Annotated in this window: 18 protein-coding genes, 1 pseudogene and 1 riboswitch; of the genes and pseudogenes, 9 read left to right on the plus strand and 10 right to left on the minus strand. The window is 69.3% G+C overall.

The window, feature by feature from the left end:
- Positions 1-80: 80 nt before the first annotated feature.
- Positions 81-656, minus strand: coding sequence for an ArsR/SmtB family transcription factor (locus ACWDNU_RS36340; protein ID WP_449672204.1), 576 nt, complete (start codon positions 654-656; stop codon positions 81-83).
- 96 nt (positions 657-752) lie between these two features.
- Between ACWDNU_RS36340 and ACWDNU_RS36345 the strand changes: the two genes are divergently transcribed.
- Entirely contained in the window at positions 753-1,526 is a 774-nt protein-coding gene (locus tag ACWDNU_RS36345) for an enoyl-CoA hydratase-related protein (RefSeq protein ID WP_449672205.1), read from the plus strand.
- A 42-nt stretch (positions 1,527-1,568) separates the two neighbouring features.
- Here ACWDNU_RS36345 and ACWDNU_RS36350 read toward each other — a convergent pair whose 3' ends face one another.
- The 3 genes from ACWDNU_RS36350 to ACWDNU_RS36360 are packed head-to-tail and all read right to left on the minus strand — an operon-like array spanning position 1,569 to position 2,580.
- The gene (locus ACWDNU_RS36350) at positions 1,569-1,919 is read right to left on the minus strand and encodes a barstar family protein (protein WP_449672206.1); all 351 of its coding nucleotides are present in this window, start codon (positions 1,917-1,919) and stop codon (positions 1,569-1,571) included.
- The gene (locus ACWDNU_RS36355; protein WP_370935647.1) at positions 1,916-2,368 is read right to left on the minus strand and encodes a ribonuclease domain-containing protein; all 453 of its coding nucleotides are present in this window, start codon (positions 2,366-2,368) and stop codon (positions 1,916-1,918) included. Before ACWDNU_RS36355 ends, ACWDNU_RS36350 begins: the two co-directional genes overlap by 4 nt.
- Before the next feature lie 11 nt (positions 2,369-2,379).
- A complete protein-coding gene (locus ACWDNU_RS36360; RefSeq protein ID WP_037813693.1) occupies positions 2,380-2,580 on the minus strand; it encodes a hypothetical protein in 201 nt (66 codons plus the stop codon).
- Between the two features lie 60 nt (positions 2,581-2,640).
- On the opposite strand from ACWDNU_RS36360, the gene ACWDNU_RS36365 reads away from it, so the two are divergent.
- From ACWDNU_RS36365 to ACWDNU_RS36375, 3 genes are all read left to right on the plus strand, one after another.
- Entirely contained in the window at positions 2,641-3,606 is a 966-nt protein-coding gene (locus ACWDNU_RS36365) for a zinc-binding dehydrogenase (RefSeq protein ID WP_370935646.1), read from the plus strand.
- A gap of 161 nt (positions 3,607-3,767) precedes the next feature.
- Positions 3,768-4,790, plus strand: coding sequence for an alpha/beta fold hydrolase (locus ACWDNU_RS36370; protein WP_449672207.1), 1,023 nt, complete (start codon positions 3,768-3,770; stop codon positions 4,788-4,790).
- 119 nt (positions 4,791-4,909) lie between these two features.
- The gene (locus tag ACWDNU_RS36375; RefSeq protein ID WP_370935644.1) at positions 4,910-6,400 is read left to right on the plus strand and encodes an amino acid permease; all 1,491 of its coding nucleotides are present in this window, start codon (positions 4,910-4,912) and stop codon (positions 6,398-6,400) included.
- A gap of 358 nt (positions 6,401-6,758) precedes the next feature.
- On the opposite strand, the gene ACWDNU_RS36380 is transcribed toward ACWDNU_RS36375, so the two are convergent.
- Entirely contained in the window at positions 6,759-7,808 is a 1,050-nt protein-coding gene (locus ACWDNU_RS36380) for an NAD(P)H-dependent flavin oxidoreductase (protein ID WP_449672208.1), read from the minus strand.
- 60 nt (positions 7,809-7,868) lie between these two features.
- On the opposite strand from ACWDNU_RS36380, the gene ACWDNU_RS36385 reads away from it, so the two are divergent.
- Positions 7,869-8,315 (plus strand): pyridoxamine 5'-phosphate oxidase family protein, encoded by a 447-nt coding sequence (locus tag ACWDNU_RS36385; RefSeq protein WP_370940707.1) that lies wholly within the window; start codon positions 7,869-7,871, stop codon positions 8,313-8,315.
- Positions 8,316-8,361: 46 nt separating this feature from the next.
- Here the strand turns inward: ACWDNU_RS36385 and ACWDNU_RS36390 are convergent, their stop codons facing one another.
- Entirely contained in the window at positions 8,362-8,928 is a 567-nt protein-coding gene (locus ACWDNU_RS36390) for a Uma2 family endonuclease (RefSeq protein ID WP_370935642.1), read from the minus strand.
- Between the two features lie 120 nt (positions 8,929-9,048).
- The gene (gene lepA, locus ACWDNU_RS36395) at positions 9,049-10,914 is read right to left on the minus strand and encodes a translation elongation factor 4 (protein ID WP_370935641.1); all 1,866 of its coding nucleotides are present in this window, start codon (positions 10,912-10,914) and stop codon (positions 9,049-9,051) included.
- A gap of 116 nt (positions 10,915-11,030) precedes the next feature.
- On the opposite strand from lepA, the gene ACWDNU_RS36400 reads away from it, so the two are divergent.
- Complete coding sequence (locus tag ACWDNU_RS36400; RefSeq protein WP_449672209.1) at positions 11,031-11,642, plus strand: class I SAM-dependent methyltransferase; 612 nt, start codon at positions 11,031-11,033, stop codon at positions 11,640-11,642.
- Here ACWDNU_RS36400 and ACWDNU_RS36405 read toward each other — a convergent pair.
- On the minus strand, positions 11,639-12,013 hold the full coding sequence (locus ACWDNU_RS36405; RefSeq protein WP_370935639.1) for a VOC family protein: 375 nt from the start codon (positions 12,011-12,013) through the stop codon (positions 11,639-11,641). The two genes, ACWDNU_RS36400 and ACWDNU_RS36405, sit on opposite strands and share 4 nt — an antisense overlap.
- A 22-nt stretch (positions 12,014-12,035) precedes the next feature.
- Positions 12,036-12,899 carry a DMT family transporter gene (locus ACWDNU_RS36410; protein WP_370935638.1) on the minus strand — a complete coding sequence of 288 codons (864 nt, stop codon included), beginning with the start codon at positions 12,897-12,899 and terminating at the stop codon, positions 12,036-12,038.
- A 393-nt stretch (positions 12,900-13,292) separates the two neighbouring features.
- Here ACWDNU_RS36410 and rpsT point away from each other — a divergent pair, with 393 nt between their 5' ends.
- Entirely contained in the window at positions 13,293-13,553 is a 261-nt protein-coding gene (gene rpsT, locus ACWDNU_RS36415; RefSeq protein ID WP_116200451.1) for a 30S ribosomal protein S20, read from the plus strand.
- 173 nt (positions 13,554-13,726) lie between these two features.
- Here the strand turns inward: rpsT and holA are convergent, their stop codons facing one another.
- Positions 13,727-14,698 (minus strand): DNA polymerase III subunit delta, encoded by a 972-nt coding sequence (holA, locus tag ACWDNU_RS36420; protein WP_354736798.1) that lies wholly within the window; start codon positions 14,696-14,698, stop codon positions 13,727-13,729.
- 131 nt (positions 14,699-14,829) lie between these two features.
- Positions 14,830-14,963: riboswitch (SAM riboswitch) on the plus strand.
- A gap of 13 nt (positions 14,964-14,976) precedes the next feature.
- Here holA and thrC point away from each other — a divergent pair.
- Both thrC and ACWDNU_RS36430 read left to right on the plus strand, forming a co-directional pair.
- Positions 14,977-16,107: pseudogene (gene thrC, locus ACWDNU_RS36425) on the plus strand (threonine synthase); the annotation flags it as partial.
- A gap of 62 nt (positions 16,108-16,169) precedes the next feature.
- Positions 16,170-16,748: thioesterase II family protein (locus ACWDNU_RS36430; protein WP_449672210.1), on the plus strand; the 579-nt coding region annotated here is incomplete at its 3' end.

Here is a 16,748-nt window from a genome sequence, read left to right on the forward strand (position 1 = left end):
CTTGCTTCGGGAGATCGTGCGACGTTTTCCCTCATTCCTGGGTGCCGAGTTGCCGCTCGGCACCCAGGGCCTCCTCCAGTTCAGTCCTGGACGGCCCCCTCTCCACTCGGGGCCGGGAACGCGAGCATCCGCGTCTCGACCCGGCGCGCCCCCTCCGGCGTCTCGTCGTCCGGCCGCTGATACCGGCGCAGCAAGGCGAGATACGCCTCGAAAAAGTCCCCCAGCTCGTCCAGCGTCACGGTGATCGCGCCGCGCGAGTACGGAATCGCGTCCGCCCATTCCCCGAGCCGCGGGCGCTCGCGCTCGAACCGTTCGTAGAGTTCGGTGTCGCCCGCGAGCCACAGCCGGTGCAGCTCGCCGATCGCCGCCTTGGCCGGGTCGTCGCGTTCGTCCGCGGGCGGCAGCCGCAGGTCGTAATCCGCCACGCGCCACCAGCGTTCACGTCCGCGCGCGCGTTCGGGAAGCTCCTCGACGAACCCGTTCTCCGCCAGCACCCGCAGGTTGTAACTGGTCCCGCCGCTGGTCACGCCCAGCCGTTCGGCGAGCGTGGTCGACGTCGCCGGTCCGGACGCGGCGAGCGCCTCGAGAATCCGCTGCCGCAACGGATTCGCGAGCGCTTTGAGTGCCTTGAGATCGGCGGGGCGAGGTTCTGCCATGCGTCCAAGGTAGCGGTGCACGAATTTTCGTGCACGGGTTTTCGTGCATGAACTTCACACCCGCTCCCGGGCAGGCGGTGTGCGAAAGTGTCAGGCATGGCTGACGAACTGGTGCACTACGAGGTGGCGGCCGGCATCGCCACGATCACCCTGGACTCCCCGCACAACCGCAACGCGCTGTCGGCGCAGCTGCGGCGGGAACTGAGCGAGTCGCTGACCAAGGCCCGCGAGGACGACTCGGTGCGCGTGGTGCAACTGACCCACACCGGCCCGGTCTTCTGCGCCGGCATGGACTTGAAGGAAGCCCGCGGCGCCGGTTCCTCCGACCAGGGCGTGAACGAGTTCCCGCAGATCCTGGACCAGCTGTGGACGAGCCCGAAGCCGGTCGTCGCCCGGCTGGCCGGCCCGGCTCGCGCGGGCGGCATCGGCATGGTCGCCGCGTGCGACATCGCGGTCGCGGTCCCGGAAGCGACGTTCGCCTTCTCGGAAGTCCGCATCGGCGTCATCCCGGCGGTCATCAGCCTGACGGTGCTCCCGCGGCTGAACGCCCGTGCCGCGCACGAACTGTTCCTGACCGGCGACGTCTTCGACGCGAAGCGCGCGGTGGAGATCGGCCTGCTGAACGCCTGCGTCCCCGCCGAGGACCTGGACAAGACCGTCGAGGCCTACCTCAAGTCGCTGACCCTTGGCGGCCCGAAAGCGTTGGCCGCCACCAAGGAACTGCTGGCCCGCCCGCGTCCGGCCACTCCGGCCGAAGGCTTCGCGGACATGAACGCCCTCTCGGCGGGATTCTTCGCCAGCGCGGAAGGCCAGGAAGGGATCCAGGCTTTCGCCCAGAAGCGCAAGCCGAACTGGGTGCCGCAGGACTGACGCCGTCCGTGAGGGGAACCCCGGGGTTCCCCTCACGGCTCGTCAAGCCTCCACCAGCACCAAGGTCAGCCGCCGGTCACCGGAGCCCATCGCCCGCTGCGCGTCCGACAACACGCTGCGCACCGCCAGATAAGCCTTGGGCTCGGCGGCTTTCAATCCGTCCGACCCGGTCCAGATCAGCACGTGCTCGCCGGTCGGCAGCCACGACAAATCCGTGAGCATGTCGTACAGCGCGTCCAGATTCCGCCCGAAATAAGACGGAAAAGACAGCGCCTCGCCGATCGCGTCCAGCGCCGACAGTTTGTCCAGCGCCCGCGTCCCGTCGACCCGATGCGGATAAGCCCCGCGCGCGAACGCCGCGTCCGCCGCGGCCTGCGCCGTCTCGCCGGTCACCGCGCGGGGTCCACAACGACGAACGACGCGTAATGATCGCCTGTGTAATACAACTCTTTCCCCGCCCCTGTGATCAACCGGCGGGCCCCTCGGTCCGGGCTCCCCGGCGTTTTCACGGTGTATTCGTGGTAATAGCCGTTCTTCTCCGCGGGAAGCCTTTTCTCCCGGTTCTGGAAGACGACGTCGTCATTGCGCGGATACGGATAGGGCCCGCCCTTTTGGATCAGTGTCCAGGTGTCTTTCGCCTGCGAAGGCAGCGAGGACAACGGTTTGACCGGCAGCTTCGAGTCCGCTCCCGGCACCTTCCCGGAAGCGGCGGCGGGAGCGCTCGACGAGGACGACGGCGCCGGCGAATCCGAGGAGCCGGCGGTTTCCTTGACGAGCCATCCGCCGAGCACCAGCACGAGGAGACCGACGAGCGCAGCGGTGATCCGCCTACGGTTGACCATGGTGTGCCAGCTTAGGAGCGGCCGGGACCGTCGTCGTCACGGGCCGTGCCGAACCAGCGGCCGAAGCGCTCGACCAGCTTGTCGATGGCCCACGCGGCGAGCAGGCACAGCGGCACGAGCACCGCCATCACCAGCACGAACTGCACGGGGAACCAGGCTTGGGCGAGCCACAGCTCGACCCCGTCCCACCAGTTGGCCAGGCCCTCAAACACGAGTGTGAGCCTACGCGCGCTCCACTGCGGCGGGTCGCGCAGGGGAGGTAGGTTGCTGCCATGTTCGCCGTATACGCGCAGGAACCCAACGCCGAGTCCCCGCTCGATTCGCTGGTCGTCGGCGAGCGGCCGGAACCCGAGGTGCCCGAAGGCTGGGTCCGGGTGCACGTCAAAGCCGCCAGCCTGAACATGCACGACCTGTGGACCTTGCGCGGCGTCGGCATCAAGGCCGACCAGTTCCCGATGATCCTCGGCTGCGACGGAGCGGGCACGCTCGACGACGGCACCGAGGTCGTGCTGCATTCGGTGATCAACGCGCCGGGCTGGCAGGGCGACGACACGCTCGACCCGAAGCGCACTCTGCTCACCGAGAAGCACCAGGGCACGTTCGCCGACCAGGTCGTGGTCCCGGCCCGCAACGCGGTGCCGAAGCCGGCCGGACTGAGCTTCGCCGAGGGCGCGACGATGGGCACCGCCTGGCTCACCGCGTACCGGATGCTGTTCGTGAAGTCGGAGCTGCGGCCAGGCCAGACGATGCTGGTGCAGGGCGCGTCCGGCGGGGTGTCGACCGCGCTGATCGCGCTCGGCCGCGCTGCCGGGTTCCGCGTGTGGGTCACCGGGCGCACCGAGGAGAAGCGCGCGCTGGCCGAGAGCGTCGGCGCGCACCAGACGTTCGAGTCCGGCGCGCGGCTGCCCGAGCGGGTGGACGCGGTGTTCGAGACCGTCGGCAAGGCGACCTGGGGGCACACGCTCAAATCGCTGAAGCCGGGCGGCGTGGTCGTGGTGTCCGGTTCGACCAGCGGCCCCGACCCGTCGGCCGACCTGCAGCGGGTTTTCTTCCTGCAGCTGCGAGTCCTCGGCTCGACCATGGGCACCCGCGACGAGCTGGCCGACCTGCTCGCCTACCTCGATCTGAAGGGCATCAAGCCGCAGATCGGCACGGAGCTCCCCCTTACGGAGGCCCCCGCGGGATTCGCCGCGATGGCCGCCGGCGAGACCGCGGGGAAGATCGTTTTCACTCGCTGACACTGGTCGCGCCGCGCTGGCCTGGGCTTTTCACGTTCAGTGAGTCCAGGCCGGCGCTTTTACCTGTTCTCCGGTAAATCGTCAACACCCCAGCTTCGCAATCAGATAGTGACCCCCAAAGTTCCACCAGAACTCGACCTTGGGCGGTTAACCTGGAGAACATGACCGCGACGCAGCGGCCAGTCCCGGCCGGCCGGGGCGGCCGGCACCCCAGCGAACCGGAGCCGATCCGGGAATCCTTCCGGCGGTTCGCCGGCATGCGCACGCGCGTGCTGGAGGTCGGGCCGCCCGTCGCCGAGGCGCCCGCACCCAAGCGCACGCGCCGCAAGGCCGACGGGAAACCCCGCGCGCCGCGCCTCGTGTTGCTCCACGGATATTGCGACAGTGCCGACACGTGGCGGCCAGTACTCGGAGAACTAGCCGCCGCGGGCATCGCCGCGATCGCTGTCGACCTTCCCGGCTTCGGCGACGCGCAGCCGCTGCGCCCCGGTCCGATGCTGCCGCAGCTCGACGCCTTCACCGCCGCGGTGGTCCGCGAGCAGGCCGTGCTCGGCCCGGTGGTGCTCGCGGGCAACTCGCTCGGCGGCACGATGAGCCTCCGCGCGGCGCAGAACCAGCGGCTGCCGGCCGCGGGCGTGGTGTCGATCGCCGCGCCCGGCTTCGTCGACTCGTGGCTGGTGCGCACGGTCGGGCGCAACCCGCTGCCGCTGCGGCTGTACTCCTCGCTTCCGTTGCCGGTGCCGGGTTTCCTGGTCCGCGCGGTCGCCGAACAGCTCGTGCCGCGGATCCTCTACGCCGACTCGCGGCAAGCCGACGCGGGCCAGGTCCGGCGGTTCACCACCCTCTTTCCCGACTACCGGGCCACCACGTCGCGGCTCGAAGAGGCCCGGCAGCTTGTCGCAGAACTGGCCGACGCCTACCGCCTCGACCAGATCAAGATCCCGCTGCTCGCGGTCGCCTGCGGCAAGGACAAGCTGGTGACGGCCGCGTCCGGGCGGAAGCTGCACACGCTGGTGCCGCACAGCAGGCTCGTCGTCCGCGAGGACTGGGGCCACTGCCCGCAATTGGACGACCCGGCCGAGGTCGCGGAACTGCTCGCCTTCTTCTCCGCCGGCGCGGTCCGCTCGGCCGCGCGCCCGGCGCCCACGGTCAACGACGTCGAGGACGACTCCGCGACCGGGTGACTCAGGCTGCCAAGATCGTCACACTATGGAGTCGGTGACAGGCGAGGCGCCGCCGGGTACGGTGCCCTGCCAGGGCCCGGAACCCGGGGCCTGCGAACCACCAGTCTGAGGAGACATCGATGTCAGCTCCGCGCGGCCCTAACCTGGGCTCCGGGTCCGGGATCTTCCGGCGGAAGCCGATCGAAACCATCGAGCAGGCCGGCGAAAGCGGCCTGCAGCGCACGCTCGGCTTGCGGCAGCTGACCGCGATCGGCGTCGGCGGCATCATCGGCGCCGGCATCTTCTCGCTCGCCGGCGCGGTCGCGAACAAGACCGCGGGCCCGGCCGTGCTGATCTCGTTCCTGATCGCGGGCATCGCGAGCGCCGCGGCGGCGTTCTCCTACGCCGAGTTCGCCGGCCTCATCCCGCGCGCGGGCTCGGCTTACACCTACGGGTACGCGGTGCTCGGCGAGATCGTCGGCTGGTTCATCGGCTGGGACCTGCTGCTGGAGTACACCGCGATCGTGTCCGTGGTGGCGATCGGGATTTCCGGCTACTTCAACGATTTGCTGGGCTTCCTGCACGTATCGCTGCCGCACTGGATGTCCGGCGCCCCAGGGACGGAACCGGCGGGCGTCGAACCAGGGTCGTACAAGATCAACCTGTTCGCGGTGCTGCTCTGCCTGCTGATCGCCTTCATTCTCAATCAGGGCATGAAAAACGCGGCGCGCTTCGAAACGCTGCTGGTGTACCTGAAGGTCGGCCTGGTGCTGCTGGTGATCGTGGTCGGCGCCTTCCACATCCAGAGCGGCAACTACAGCAACTTCTTCCCGTTCGGCCTCAGCGGCGCTTTCACCGGCGCGGCAACGGTGTTCTTCGCGGTCTTCGGCTACGACGCGATGTCGACCGCGGCCGAGGAGTCGCAGGACTCGCAGAAGCACATGCCGAAGGCGATCATCTACTCGCTGGCGATCTCGATGGTGCTGTACGTGCTGGCCTGCCTGGTCCTGACCGGCATGGTGAAGTACACCGACATCAACCCGGAAGCCGCGTTCTCGAGCGCATTCGCGAAGGTCGGCCTCGGCTGGCTGGGCGCGATCATCGCGGTCGGCGCGATCATCGGCATCCTGACGGTGCTGTTCACCTTCCTGCTGGGCGCGACCCGGGTGGGCTACTCGATGAGCCGCGACGGCCTGCTGCCGAAGTGGTTCTCGAAGACCCATCCGGTGCGCAAGGTCCCGTCGCGCATCACGTGGATCCTGGGCGTCGCGTCCGCGTTGATCGCGGGCGTGCTGCCGATCGGCGAAGCCGCGGAACTGACGAACATCGGCATCCTGCTGGCCTTCGTGGTCGTCTGCATCGCGGTGATCGTGCTGCGCTACAAGCGCCCGGACCTGCCGCGCACGTTCAAGACGCCCGGCATGCCGGTGGTGCCGATCATCGGGGTGATCTTCTCGGTCTGGCTGATCACGTTCCTGAAGCCGGAAACCTGGCTGCGCTTCGCGATCTGGTTCGCGATCGGGATGGTGATCTACTTCTCCTACAGCAAACGGCACTCCGCGATGGAACGGGGCGAGTCGGCTGGTTCTGGCGACGGGGATGCTGGCGGAGTGAAGTCCACTTCGGACTGACACTGCGGTTCAGATCGCTGCGGGTTTGCTTGCTGCGGGTTTGCTTGCTGCGGTTCTGCTTGCCGCAGGCTTTGCTCGCCGCGGTTCCGATCGCCGCAGGCTTTGCTTGCCGCAGTTCGGATCGCCGCGGTTCTGCTTGCCGCGGCTTTGATGCGGGGGACGCCGTTGCGGTGTCCCCCGCATGTGCTTTGCCCGTGTCGGCGATCCGCTGACGTGCCCAATCGGGCACGTTCGTGGCCCATGAGCGCGCATCGCCATCGCGCGAACCGCCCGCTTCGACACTGCCCGCGACCAAACCACATGCGGGTCCTCGGGCGCGCTGCCACCGACTCGAGGCGGCACACGAACGTCGGAAAGCTCAACGCAACCGGTCGAGCCGTTCCGCCGCGGACTTCGCTTCCGCACGGAGACGAGCCACGATCGAGGCCGCTGAACCGTCGCTGGCGAGCGGATACGTCTGCCCCGCCCACAGCGACATCGCCTCCGGGTCACCGGCTTTCCCGGCCGCCGCGCGGACCGGTTTGCTCAGGTGGTGCAGCTGCGGATAGGCGGCGGGCGCGTCGGCGGAGAGGTCGCTCAGGACGCGGTTCACCATGCCCCGCGCCGGGCGTCCGCTGAACGCGCGCGTGAACGCAGTCGCCCGGCCCGCCTCGGCGAGCGCCCGCCGCTGGGTCTCGCCGGTGCCGGCTTCCGTCGCGAGCAGGAAGGCCGTGCCCAGCTGCGCCGCCGACGCGCCGCCCGCCAGCACCGCCGCGACGTCGGCGCCGTTGACCAGGCCACCGGCCGCGATCAACGGCAGGCTCGTGCGCGCGCCGAGCAAACGCAGCAGCGCGAGCAGGCCGTACTCCTCGCCGCCGGCCGGGTTGCCCGGGTCGTCGGTGAACAGGCCCCGGTGGCCACCGGCCTCGAAGCCCTGCACGACGAGCGCGTCGGCTCCGCGCGCGGCGGCGAGGTCGGCTTCCTCCGGATTCGTGACGGTGACCGCGACCTTTCCGCCGGCCTCGTGGATCCGCTGCACCTCGGCGGACGTCGGCGCGCCGAAGGTGAACGACACCAGCGGAACCCGGTGGCGCACGACGAGGTCGAGTTTCGCCGGGTACTCGTCGTCGTCCCAGACCGGGTCGCCGAGTTCGACGCCGTAGCGCACGGCTTCGGCGAGCAACCGTTCGCGGTGCGCGGCGAGGTCGGCCACCGACCGGCCGCCGGGGACGAACAGGTTGACGCCGAACCGGCCGCCGGTGAGGTCGGCGGTGTGCGCGATCCGGGCGTCCAGCGTCTCCGCGCTGAGGTAGCCGGCCGCGAGGAAACCGAACCCGCCCGCGTCCGTGACGGCGCCGACCAGCTGCGGCGTCGTCGGCCCGCCCGCCATCGGCGCCACGATCACCGGGAACTCGAGATCATCGAACATGTCCCCGAGCCTAGTGCCGGACCGGAAATGCGCCGGGCCGCCGCCGCGTTGCACAGGAGCATGACGGCAACCCTGGAACAGCTCCGCGCGCTGACGGTGGAGGAGAACGGCCTCGCCACCGTGGCCACGACCCGCGCCGACGGCACCGTGCACGCCTCCGTGGTGAACGCGGGCATCCTGAACGACCCGGTGACCGGCAAGCCGAGCGTCGGCTTCGTCGCCGTCGGCGGCGCGCACAAGCTCGCGCTGCTGCGCCGCAACGGCCACGCGACCGTCACGTTCCGCCGCGGCTGGCGCTGGCTCTCGGTGACCGGCCCGGTCCGCCTGATCGGCCCGGACGACCCCGACCCGTCCTTCCCGGCCGACGACCTCCCGCCCCTGCTGCGCGAGGTGTTCCGCGCCGCCACCGGAACCCACGACGACTGGGCGGAGTACGACCGGGTGATGGCCGCCGAACGCCGAGCCGCGGTGTTCGTGGAGGTGGTCAGGATCATCGGCAACGGCTGACCGAGTCCTCCGTCGCACGATATCCGGGCGACTCAACCGGAACAGATCAGCTCCTTCCGATCAACTCCTCGGGCACCACCCGAACCGAGAACGGCCGCTGCGCCTCGAAAACCTCGGCACCCGCCGTCTTGGCGACCTGGCGATAGCGACCGTCCTCGTCCAGTTCGAACACGGCCAGTTCGGCGGTCACCGGGTCGATCACCCAGTAGCTCGGGACGCCCAGCCGTTCGTAGAGCGCCTTCTTGGTGTTCAGGTCGTGAATCGACGTGCTCGGCGACAGCACCTCGACCGCAAGCACCGGCGGCACGGGCAGATCCTTGGCAGTGAAATCCTCGGTCCGTCCTACCAGCACATCCGGCTGCAGCTCTATCCGATCGCCCACGTGCACCGCGAACGGCGCGCCGACGACGAACAATTCTTCCGGACAGGCCGCATCGAGCACGCCGTACAGCCGGTAGCCGATGGTCTGGTGTCTCAGACCTGGCGCGGGGCTCACGAGGAGTGTCCCGTCGATGAGTTCGTAACGGCGGCCATCCTGCGGCATCCCCTCGAGGTCGTGCACCGTCATGGGGTCCGACCCGGGCGGATACTCGATGTCCGTCATGACCGTCATGGTGCTCTCCTTTCCCTGTTCGCGCCAGAGAGTCTCTGTCCGCAATTGAGAACACCAGCCCCCACCGACAAAAACGGCGGCTCCCGGAAAGCCGGAGCCGCCGTTCACCCGAAGGGGGACCTACTTCTTGTTCTTCCCGTTGTCCTCAGTGGACAGTGCCGCGACGAACGCTTCCTGCGGCACCTCCACCCTGCCGACGGTCTTCATGCGCTTCTTGCCTTCCTTCTGCTTCTCCAGCAGTTTCCGCTTCCGCGAGATGTCGCCGCCGTAGCATTTGGCCAGCACGTCCTTGCGGATGGCGCGGATCGTTTCGCGCGCGATGATCCGCGAACCGATCGCCGCCTGGATCGGCACCTCGAACTGCTGCCGCGGAATCAGCTCGCGCAGGCGGGTCGCCATGCGGTTTCCATACGTGTAGGCAGCGTCCTTGTGCACGATCGCGGAGAACGCGTCCACCGTCTCGCCCTGCAGCAAAATGTCGACCTTCACCAGATCGGCCACCTGCTCGCCCGATTCCTCGTAGTCGAGCGACGCGTAACCGCGGGTGCGCGACTTCAGCGTGTCGAAGAAGTCGAAGATGATCTCCGCCAGCGGAATCGTGTACCGCAGCTCGACGCGGTCCTCGGACAGGTAGTCCATGCCCAGCAGGTTGCCGCGTTTCGCCTGGCACAGCTCCATGATCGTGCCCACGAACTCCGACGGCGCGAGGATGCTGACCTTCGAGACCGGCTCGTGCACCTCGGAGATCTTGAGCCCGCCCGGCCAGTCCGACGGGTTCGTGACGATGACCTCGCTGCGGTCCTCCAGCACCACGCGGTACACCACGTTCGGCGCGGTCGAAATCAGGTCCAGCCCGAATTCGCGCTCCAGCCGGTCCCGGGTGATTTCCAGGTGCAGCAGACCGAGGAAGCCGCAGCGGAAGCCGAAGCCCAGCGCCACCGACGTCTCCGGCTCGTAGGTCAGCGCGGCGTCGTTGAGCTGCAGCTTCTCGAGCGCCTCGCGCAGTTCCGGGTAGTCCGAGCCGTCCACCGGGTACAGGCCGGAGTAGACCATCGGCTTCGGCTCGCGGTAGCCCGCCAAGGGCTCCTTGGCACCGTTTCGCTCGGCCGTGACGGTGTCGCCGACCTTCGACTGCCGCACGTCCTTCACACCGGTGATCAGGTAGCCGACCTCGCCGACGCCGAGGCCCTTGCTGGCCTTCGGTTCCGGCGAGATGATGCCGACCTCCAGCAGTTCGTGCGTGGCGCCGGTGGACATCATCTTGATCTTCTCGCGCGGCGTGATCTTGCCGTCCACCACGCGGATGTAGGTCACCACGCCGCGGTAGGTGTCGTAGACCGAGTCGAAGATCATCGCCCGCGCGGGCGCTTCCGAGTCGCCGACCGGAGCCGGAACCTGCTTCACGACCTCGTCGAGCACCGCGCCGACGCCGACGCCGGTCTTCGCCGAGACCCGCAGCACGTCGTCGGGCTCGCAGCCGATGATGTGCGCGATCTCGCCCGCGTACTTGTCCGGGTCGGCCGAGGGCAGGTCGATCTTGTTCAGCACCGGGATGATCTGGAGGTTGTTCTCCAGCGCCAGGTACAGGTTGGCCAGGGTCTGCGCCTCGATCCCCTGCGCGGCGTCCACCAGCAGGATCGCTCCTTCGCACGCTTCGAGCGCGCGGGACACCTCGTAGGTGAAGTCGACGTGGCCGGGGGTGTCGATCATGTGCAGGACATAATCTTGTTCACCGCCCTGGCCGTCCTTGATCTTCCACGGCAGCCGGACGTTCTGGGCCTTGATCGTGATGCCGCGTTCCCGCTCGATGTCCATGCGGTCGAGGTACTGCGCGCGCATGGCCCGCTCCTCGACGACGCCGGTGAGCTGCAGCATCCGGTCCGCCAGCGTCGACTTGCCGTGGTCGATGTGGGCGATGATGCAGAAGTTGCGGATCAACTCCGGCGGCGTGAAGGTGGTGTCGGCGAACGTCTTGGGCGCTGTCACTCGGGCTGTCCTCGGGATGGTGGGGGATGTCCGTACCCCATCGTCCCATGGACCTCCGGGTGCGGGTGGGGGTCATCCCCGATGCGGCCCCGCGCGACTCGTGATGACCTCGAAGCATGACCACTTCACCCTCCCCCTCGCCGCCCGGCCCCGGCGTCCTCGACGCCGCGCTCGACCGGGCTTTCGGCCACCCCAGCGGCCTGCTGGGCAGGCTCGGCGGCAAGCTGATGGCGGTCAGCAACGCCACGACCGAGCACCGCGTCGTCGACCTCGCCCGCCTCGAACCGGACGAAACCGTTCTCGTCGTCGGCCCCGGTCCGGGGATCGGCCTCGACGCGGCGAGCAAGCTCGCCGGCGAGGTGATCGGCGTCGAACCCTCCCCCGAGATGCGCGATCTCTGCACGGACCGCTGCGGCGACCGCGCCGAGGTGCGCGCGGGCAGCGCGGCTCAGACCGGCTGCGCGGACGAGATCGCGGACGTCGTGCTGACCGTGAACAACGTCCAGCTCTGGGACGACCGTGCGGCGAGCTTCGCCGAGTTGTTCCGGGTGCTGCGGCCAGGCGGACGGCTGCTGCTCTCGGCGCACGAGAAATGGCTTCCGGTGACCCGGCACGAACTCGCCGGCGAAGCCGCCGCGGCGGGATTCACCGACCTGCAGACCTGGACCTGGGACCCGCCCGGGTTCGCCCCGCTCGCCGCCCAGCTCCGGGCCGTGAAACCGAGCTAGCGCTTGTCGCGGCGCAACGGGTGGTCCTCCGGGACCTCGACGAGGACGATCCGCAGCCCGTCCGGGTCGGCGATCCACGCCTCGTCGGTGCCCCACGGTTCGCGACGGGCCTCGCGCACCGGTTCGACCCCGCGTCCGGCCAATTCGGCCAGAGTCGCCGGGAGATCGCGGACCTGCAGGAACAGATTGACGTCCGGACCGGGTCCTTCTTCGCCGGCTCCGACCACCTCGATCGAACCGCCACCGGCGAAAAACCGCGTGCCACCAGGGAACTCGCGCTCGATCGCGAGGCCGAGAGCGTCGCGGTAGAACGCGGTCGACACCTCGTGGTCGCGGGGGTGGATCAGCACCCGGCTGCTCAGTACGTCCATGCTTCCTGCCTACCTGAGCCGCTCAGGCGACCGCAATCGCAGCGATCCCAGCCAGTACCACGAGCGAGCCGGCGAGCCGCCGCACGGCGTTGCGCTCGCGGAGCACGAGCCAGGCGGCGACCCCGCCGAAGACGATCGACAGCTCGCGCGCCGGAGCGACGAGGCTGACCGGCGCGATCCGCAGGGCGTACAGGACCAGCAGGTAGCTGGCGGGCGAGGCCAGCCCGACGATCAGCACCTCGCGCCGATGGTCGCGCCACAGCCGCTTGATCTCGGAGCGGCCGCGGGCGGCAGCCGGCGCGAGCAGGATGCTCTGGCCGATCGCACCGCCGCCGAAGTAGACGAGCGGGGGCACGCCGAGCGAAGTGACCGAATGCGCGTCCCAAATCGTGTAAGCCGCGATGACCGTTCCGGTGGCGACGCCGTAGAACACGCCGGCGCGACGAGCCTTCGCGTCGCCGGTGCTGCCGCCGAGACTGATCACCAGGACGCCCGCGACGACCAGGAAGGCGCCGGCCAGCCCGAGCACACCGGGCCGTTCGCCCAGGACCGTGACGGCCACGAGCACCGACACCAGCGGTCCGGTGCCGCGGGCCAGCGGGTAGACGACCGACAGATCGCCGACCTCGTAGCCGCGCTGCAGCACGATCCCGTACACCACGTGCAGGACCGCGGTGACCAGCGCGGCGAGCAGCCAAGTCCATTGTGGACGTTCCGGTTCGACGGCGAGCGCGACCGCGATCACCGGGAGCATCCCCACCGCGGAAACCGTGTAGTACAGCCAGACGAATCGCGGACCGCCGGCGGAAACCCGTTTGGCGGCCAGGTTCCACGCGGCGTGCACGACCGCGGCGACGAGAACCATGGCGAGGGCAGTGGTGTTCATCTGCGACCCTTTCAGGTTTTCAGCGCACGCTGAAGACCGGGTCCTCCAGGCTTTTGTCCCGTCAGATGAACGGCAGGGCTCGATGTCCCGCCGAAGGTGCCGCTCGGACCAGCCCCGCCCGCCCTCGTTGTCTTCGCGACCCGCTCTGCGGGACCACGGGCAGGCGACGGAACCCTAGGCACTACCGAGATCCACCGTAACGGAGCCGCGGGCGGAATGCCGAACAGTCACCGGCTCCGGGGCCCGCTCCAGGGCCTCGAACAGGGCTGTTAAGATTTTCGACTGTTGCCGTGCGGCATTCCGTCAGGGAGGAAACCCGGCAGTCCCTCGGGACTGATCCGGAGCCACGCGAACGCGGCATCGACCTTCACCGAGTGAAAGAGGAACGCCTCCATGGCCAACATCAAGTCGCAGGTCAAGCGCATCGACACCAACGAGAAGGCGCGGCAGCGCAACCTGGCGATCCGGTCCTCGGTGAAGACCGCGATCCGCAAGTTCCGCGAGGCCGCCGAAGCCGGTGACAAGGACAAGGCCCTCGAACTGCAGCGCGACGCCGCTCGCAAGCTCGACAAGGCCGTCACCAAGGGCGTCATCCACGCCAACCAGGCCGCGAACAAGAAGTCGGCTCTCGCGAAGCGCGCGAACCAGCTCTGAGCGCAGTCTTTCCGGAAGGCCCGGCGGCTTCGGCTGCCGGGCCTTTTCCCTGTTCTGGGGTCGGCTCGGGTCGCCAGGGGCAGAACCCGGTGAACGCTATCCCGTCCAGCGAAACGCCGCAGTCTTCCCACGGCGGTGACACAGCAGTCCGCTGAGGCGCCCTCGCCTCGGCGTCAGCGGTCTCCCTTGGCCGCGACCACCTCGAGAACCGCGCGCTGCAGGGCGTAGTTCGCGTCGGCCGCCGCGCCCTTGACCTCGGCGTTCAGCCGCGCCACGACGCGCATCGCGGTCGCGAGGCCGTCCTGGCCCCAGCCGCGGGACTGGCCTTGGGCCTTGCGGATCTTCCACGGCGGCATGCCCAGTTCGCCCGCCATCTGGTTCGGATTGCCGCGGCCGGCGGCGGACACGCGAGCGATCGTGCGGACCGCGTCGGCCAGCGCGTCGGCCACCAGGACGTGCGGAACGCCCAGCTGCATCGCCCATTGCAACGACTCCATCGCGGCCGCCCGGTCGCCCGCGACGGCCTTCTCCGCGACCGCGAAGCCGGTCACGTCGGCGCGTCCGGTGTGGTAGCGGCGGACCGCCTGCTCGTCGATGACTCCCCCGGTGTCGGCGACCAGCTGCGTCGCTGCCGAGGACAGTTCGCGCAGGTCCGAGCCGACCGAGTCGAGCAGAGCCATCAGGCCCGCGCCGTCGATCTTGCCGCCCGCGCGGCGCACCTCGTTGCGGACGAACGCCTCGCGCTCGGCCGGCTTGGTGAGCTTCGGGCATTCGGTGATCTCCGCGCCCGCTTTTTTCAACGCGCCAGGCAGCGCCTTCGCGGCCTTGCTCCGCCCGCCGCCGCTGTGCACGACCACGAGGACGATGCCGTCGGCGGGCGCCTTCACGTACGCCAGGACCGCGTCGGACAGCTCCTGCGAGATGTCCTGCGCCGACTCCAGCACGATCACGCGGCCCTCGGCGAACAATGACGGGCTGACCAGCTCAGCCAGTACGGGCGGTGTGAGATCGGACACCCGTGTCCGCGTGAGGTCCGCCGTCGGGTCCGCGGCCTTGGCCGCGTCGAGGGACGCTCGCACAGCCCGTTCGATGAGCAGTTCTTCCTCGCCCGTGACGAGGTGCAGCGGCGCGGGTGCGGTGGTCACCTCGCCATCCTCTCACCCGGTCGCCGGGCCGTCCGCTCCGGTGATGTGGGCCGCCTCCGTGGCACGAGCTGATCGGGATGTCGTACGGTGTAGCCGAGGACGCGCCCACCGGCGCTCCGACAACCGAATACCGCTCATCCAGAGGGGCAGAGGGAACGGCCCGACGAAGCCCCGGCAACCGGCGTACAGCCTGTCATCCCGCGATCGCGGGATAGCTGACGACCACGGTGCCAATTCCGGCCCGCTTCGGCGGGGCAGATGAGGAAAGGAACCTCGCGATGACTGCAGCCCTCAGCGCCACCTCCGCCAACAAGACGATCGACCTCGGTCCGGCCGTCGAACTGGTGTCGAAGGAAGAAGGGCACCGGCAGCCGCTCGCTCCGGAATTCGTCTCCGCCGAAGACTTCTCGCCGCTCGAGGTCGCCTACGACTTCGGCCGCGTCCGCCGCGAGGACATCGAGGCGGGCCCGCGCAACATCTGGCGTTACAAGAAACTCCTTCCCGTCCCCTCGACCGTCGAGGAGACTCCGAACACCGAACCCGGCTGTACCCGGCTCGTGCGCGCCGACCGGCTCGCGAAGGAGCTCGGCCTCAAGAGCCTGTGGGTCAAGGACGACACCGGCAACCCGACGCACTCGTTCAAGGACCGCGTGGTCGCCGTCGCGCTCGCCGCGGCCCGCGAGTTCGGTTTCGAGGTCCTCGCGTGTCCCTCGACCGGCAACCTGGCCAACGCGACCGCCGCCGCGGCGGCCCGCGCCGGCTGGCGGTCGGTCGTGCTGATCCCGAAGAGCCTCGAGCGCGCGAAGATCCTCACCACCGCGGTCTACGACGGCGACCTGATCGCCGTCGACGGCAACTACGACGACGTGAACCGGCTCGCCACCGAACTGGCCGGCGAGCACCCGAAGTGGGCGTTCGTGAACGTCAACGTCCGCCCGTACTACTCCGAGGGCTCGAAGACGCTCGCCTACGAGGTCGCCGAGCAGCTCGGCTGGCGCATCCCCGAGCAGATCGTCGTGCCGATCGCCTCCGGTTCCCAGCTCACCAAGGTGGACAAGGGTTTCCGCGAGCTGGGCCAGCTCGGTCTCGTGGACGCCAGCCCGTACAAGGTGTTCGGCGCACAGGCCACCGGCTGCTCGCCGGTCTCCACCGCGTACCGCAACGGCCACGACGTGGTCCAGCCGGTGAAGCCGGACACCATCGCCCGCTCGCTGGCGATCGGCAACCCGGCCGACGGCCCGTACGTGCTCGACGTGGTCAACCGCACCGGCGGCGCGATCGAGGACGTCACCGACGAAGAGGTCGTCGAAGGCATCCGGCTGCTCGCGCGCACCGAAGGCATCTTCACCGAGACTGCGGGCGGCGTCACCGTGGCGACCGCGAAGAAGCTCGTAGAAACCGGCAAGCTCGCGACTCCCTACCGCCGCTGATCGTCTTCCCGCACGCGGGCGCCGGTGCCTCCGCCTACCGGGTGTTCGCCAAGCGTATGGCCCAGGACTTCGACACCGTGGTGATCCAGTACCCCGGCCGCCAGGATCGCGTGCGTGACGCCGCCGCCGAGACCCTGCCCGAACTCGCCGCCGGCGCCTTCGAGGCCTTCCGCGGCTCCGCCCACGACACCGGCGCCCCGCTGACCGTCTTCGGCCACAGCATGGGTTCCATCGTCGCGTTCGAGTTCGTCCGGCTGGCCGAGGCCGCCGGGTTGCCCGTGCGTTTGCTGGTGGCCTCCGCGGCGGCCGCACCGCACCGGATCGCCGAGCTCCCCGGGCATCCCACCGAGGACGAGGAATTGCTCGACCACATGGCCGCCCTCAACGGCACCGGCGCCGACGTGATGGCCAGCCGTGAGGTCATGCGGATGGCGCTGCCGGTGCTCAAGGCCGACTACCGCGCCTTCGACGCCTACTCCTGCGGCACCGACGTCCAGGTCGCCGCGCCCCTGCTGGTGCTCGGCGGCGACGACGATCCGTTCGTCGGCCCCCGTGATCTCTACGCGTGGCAGACCAGCACCAGCGCCGAGCTCGAGGTGAACCTGTTCGCCGGCGGCCAC

The organism is Amycolatopsis sp. NPDC003676 (assembly GCF_053587275.1).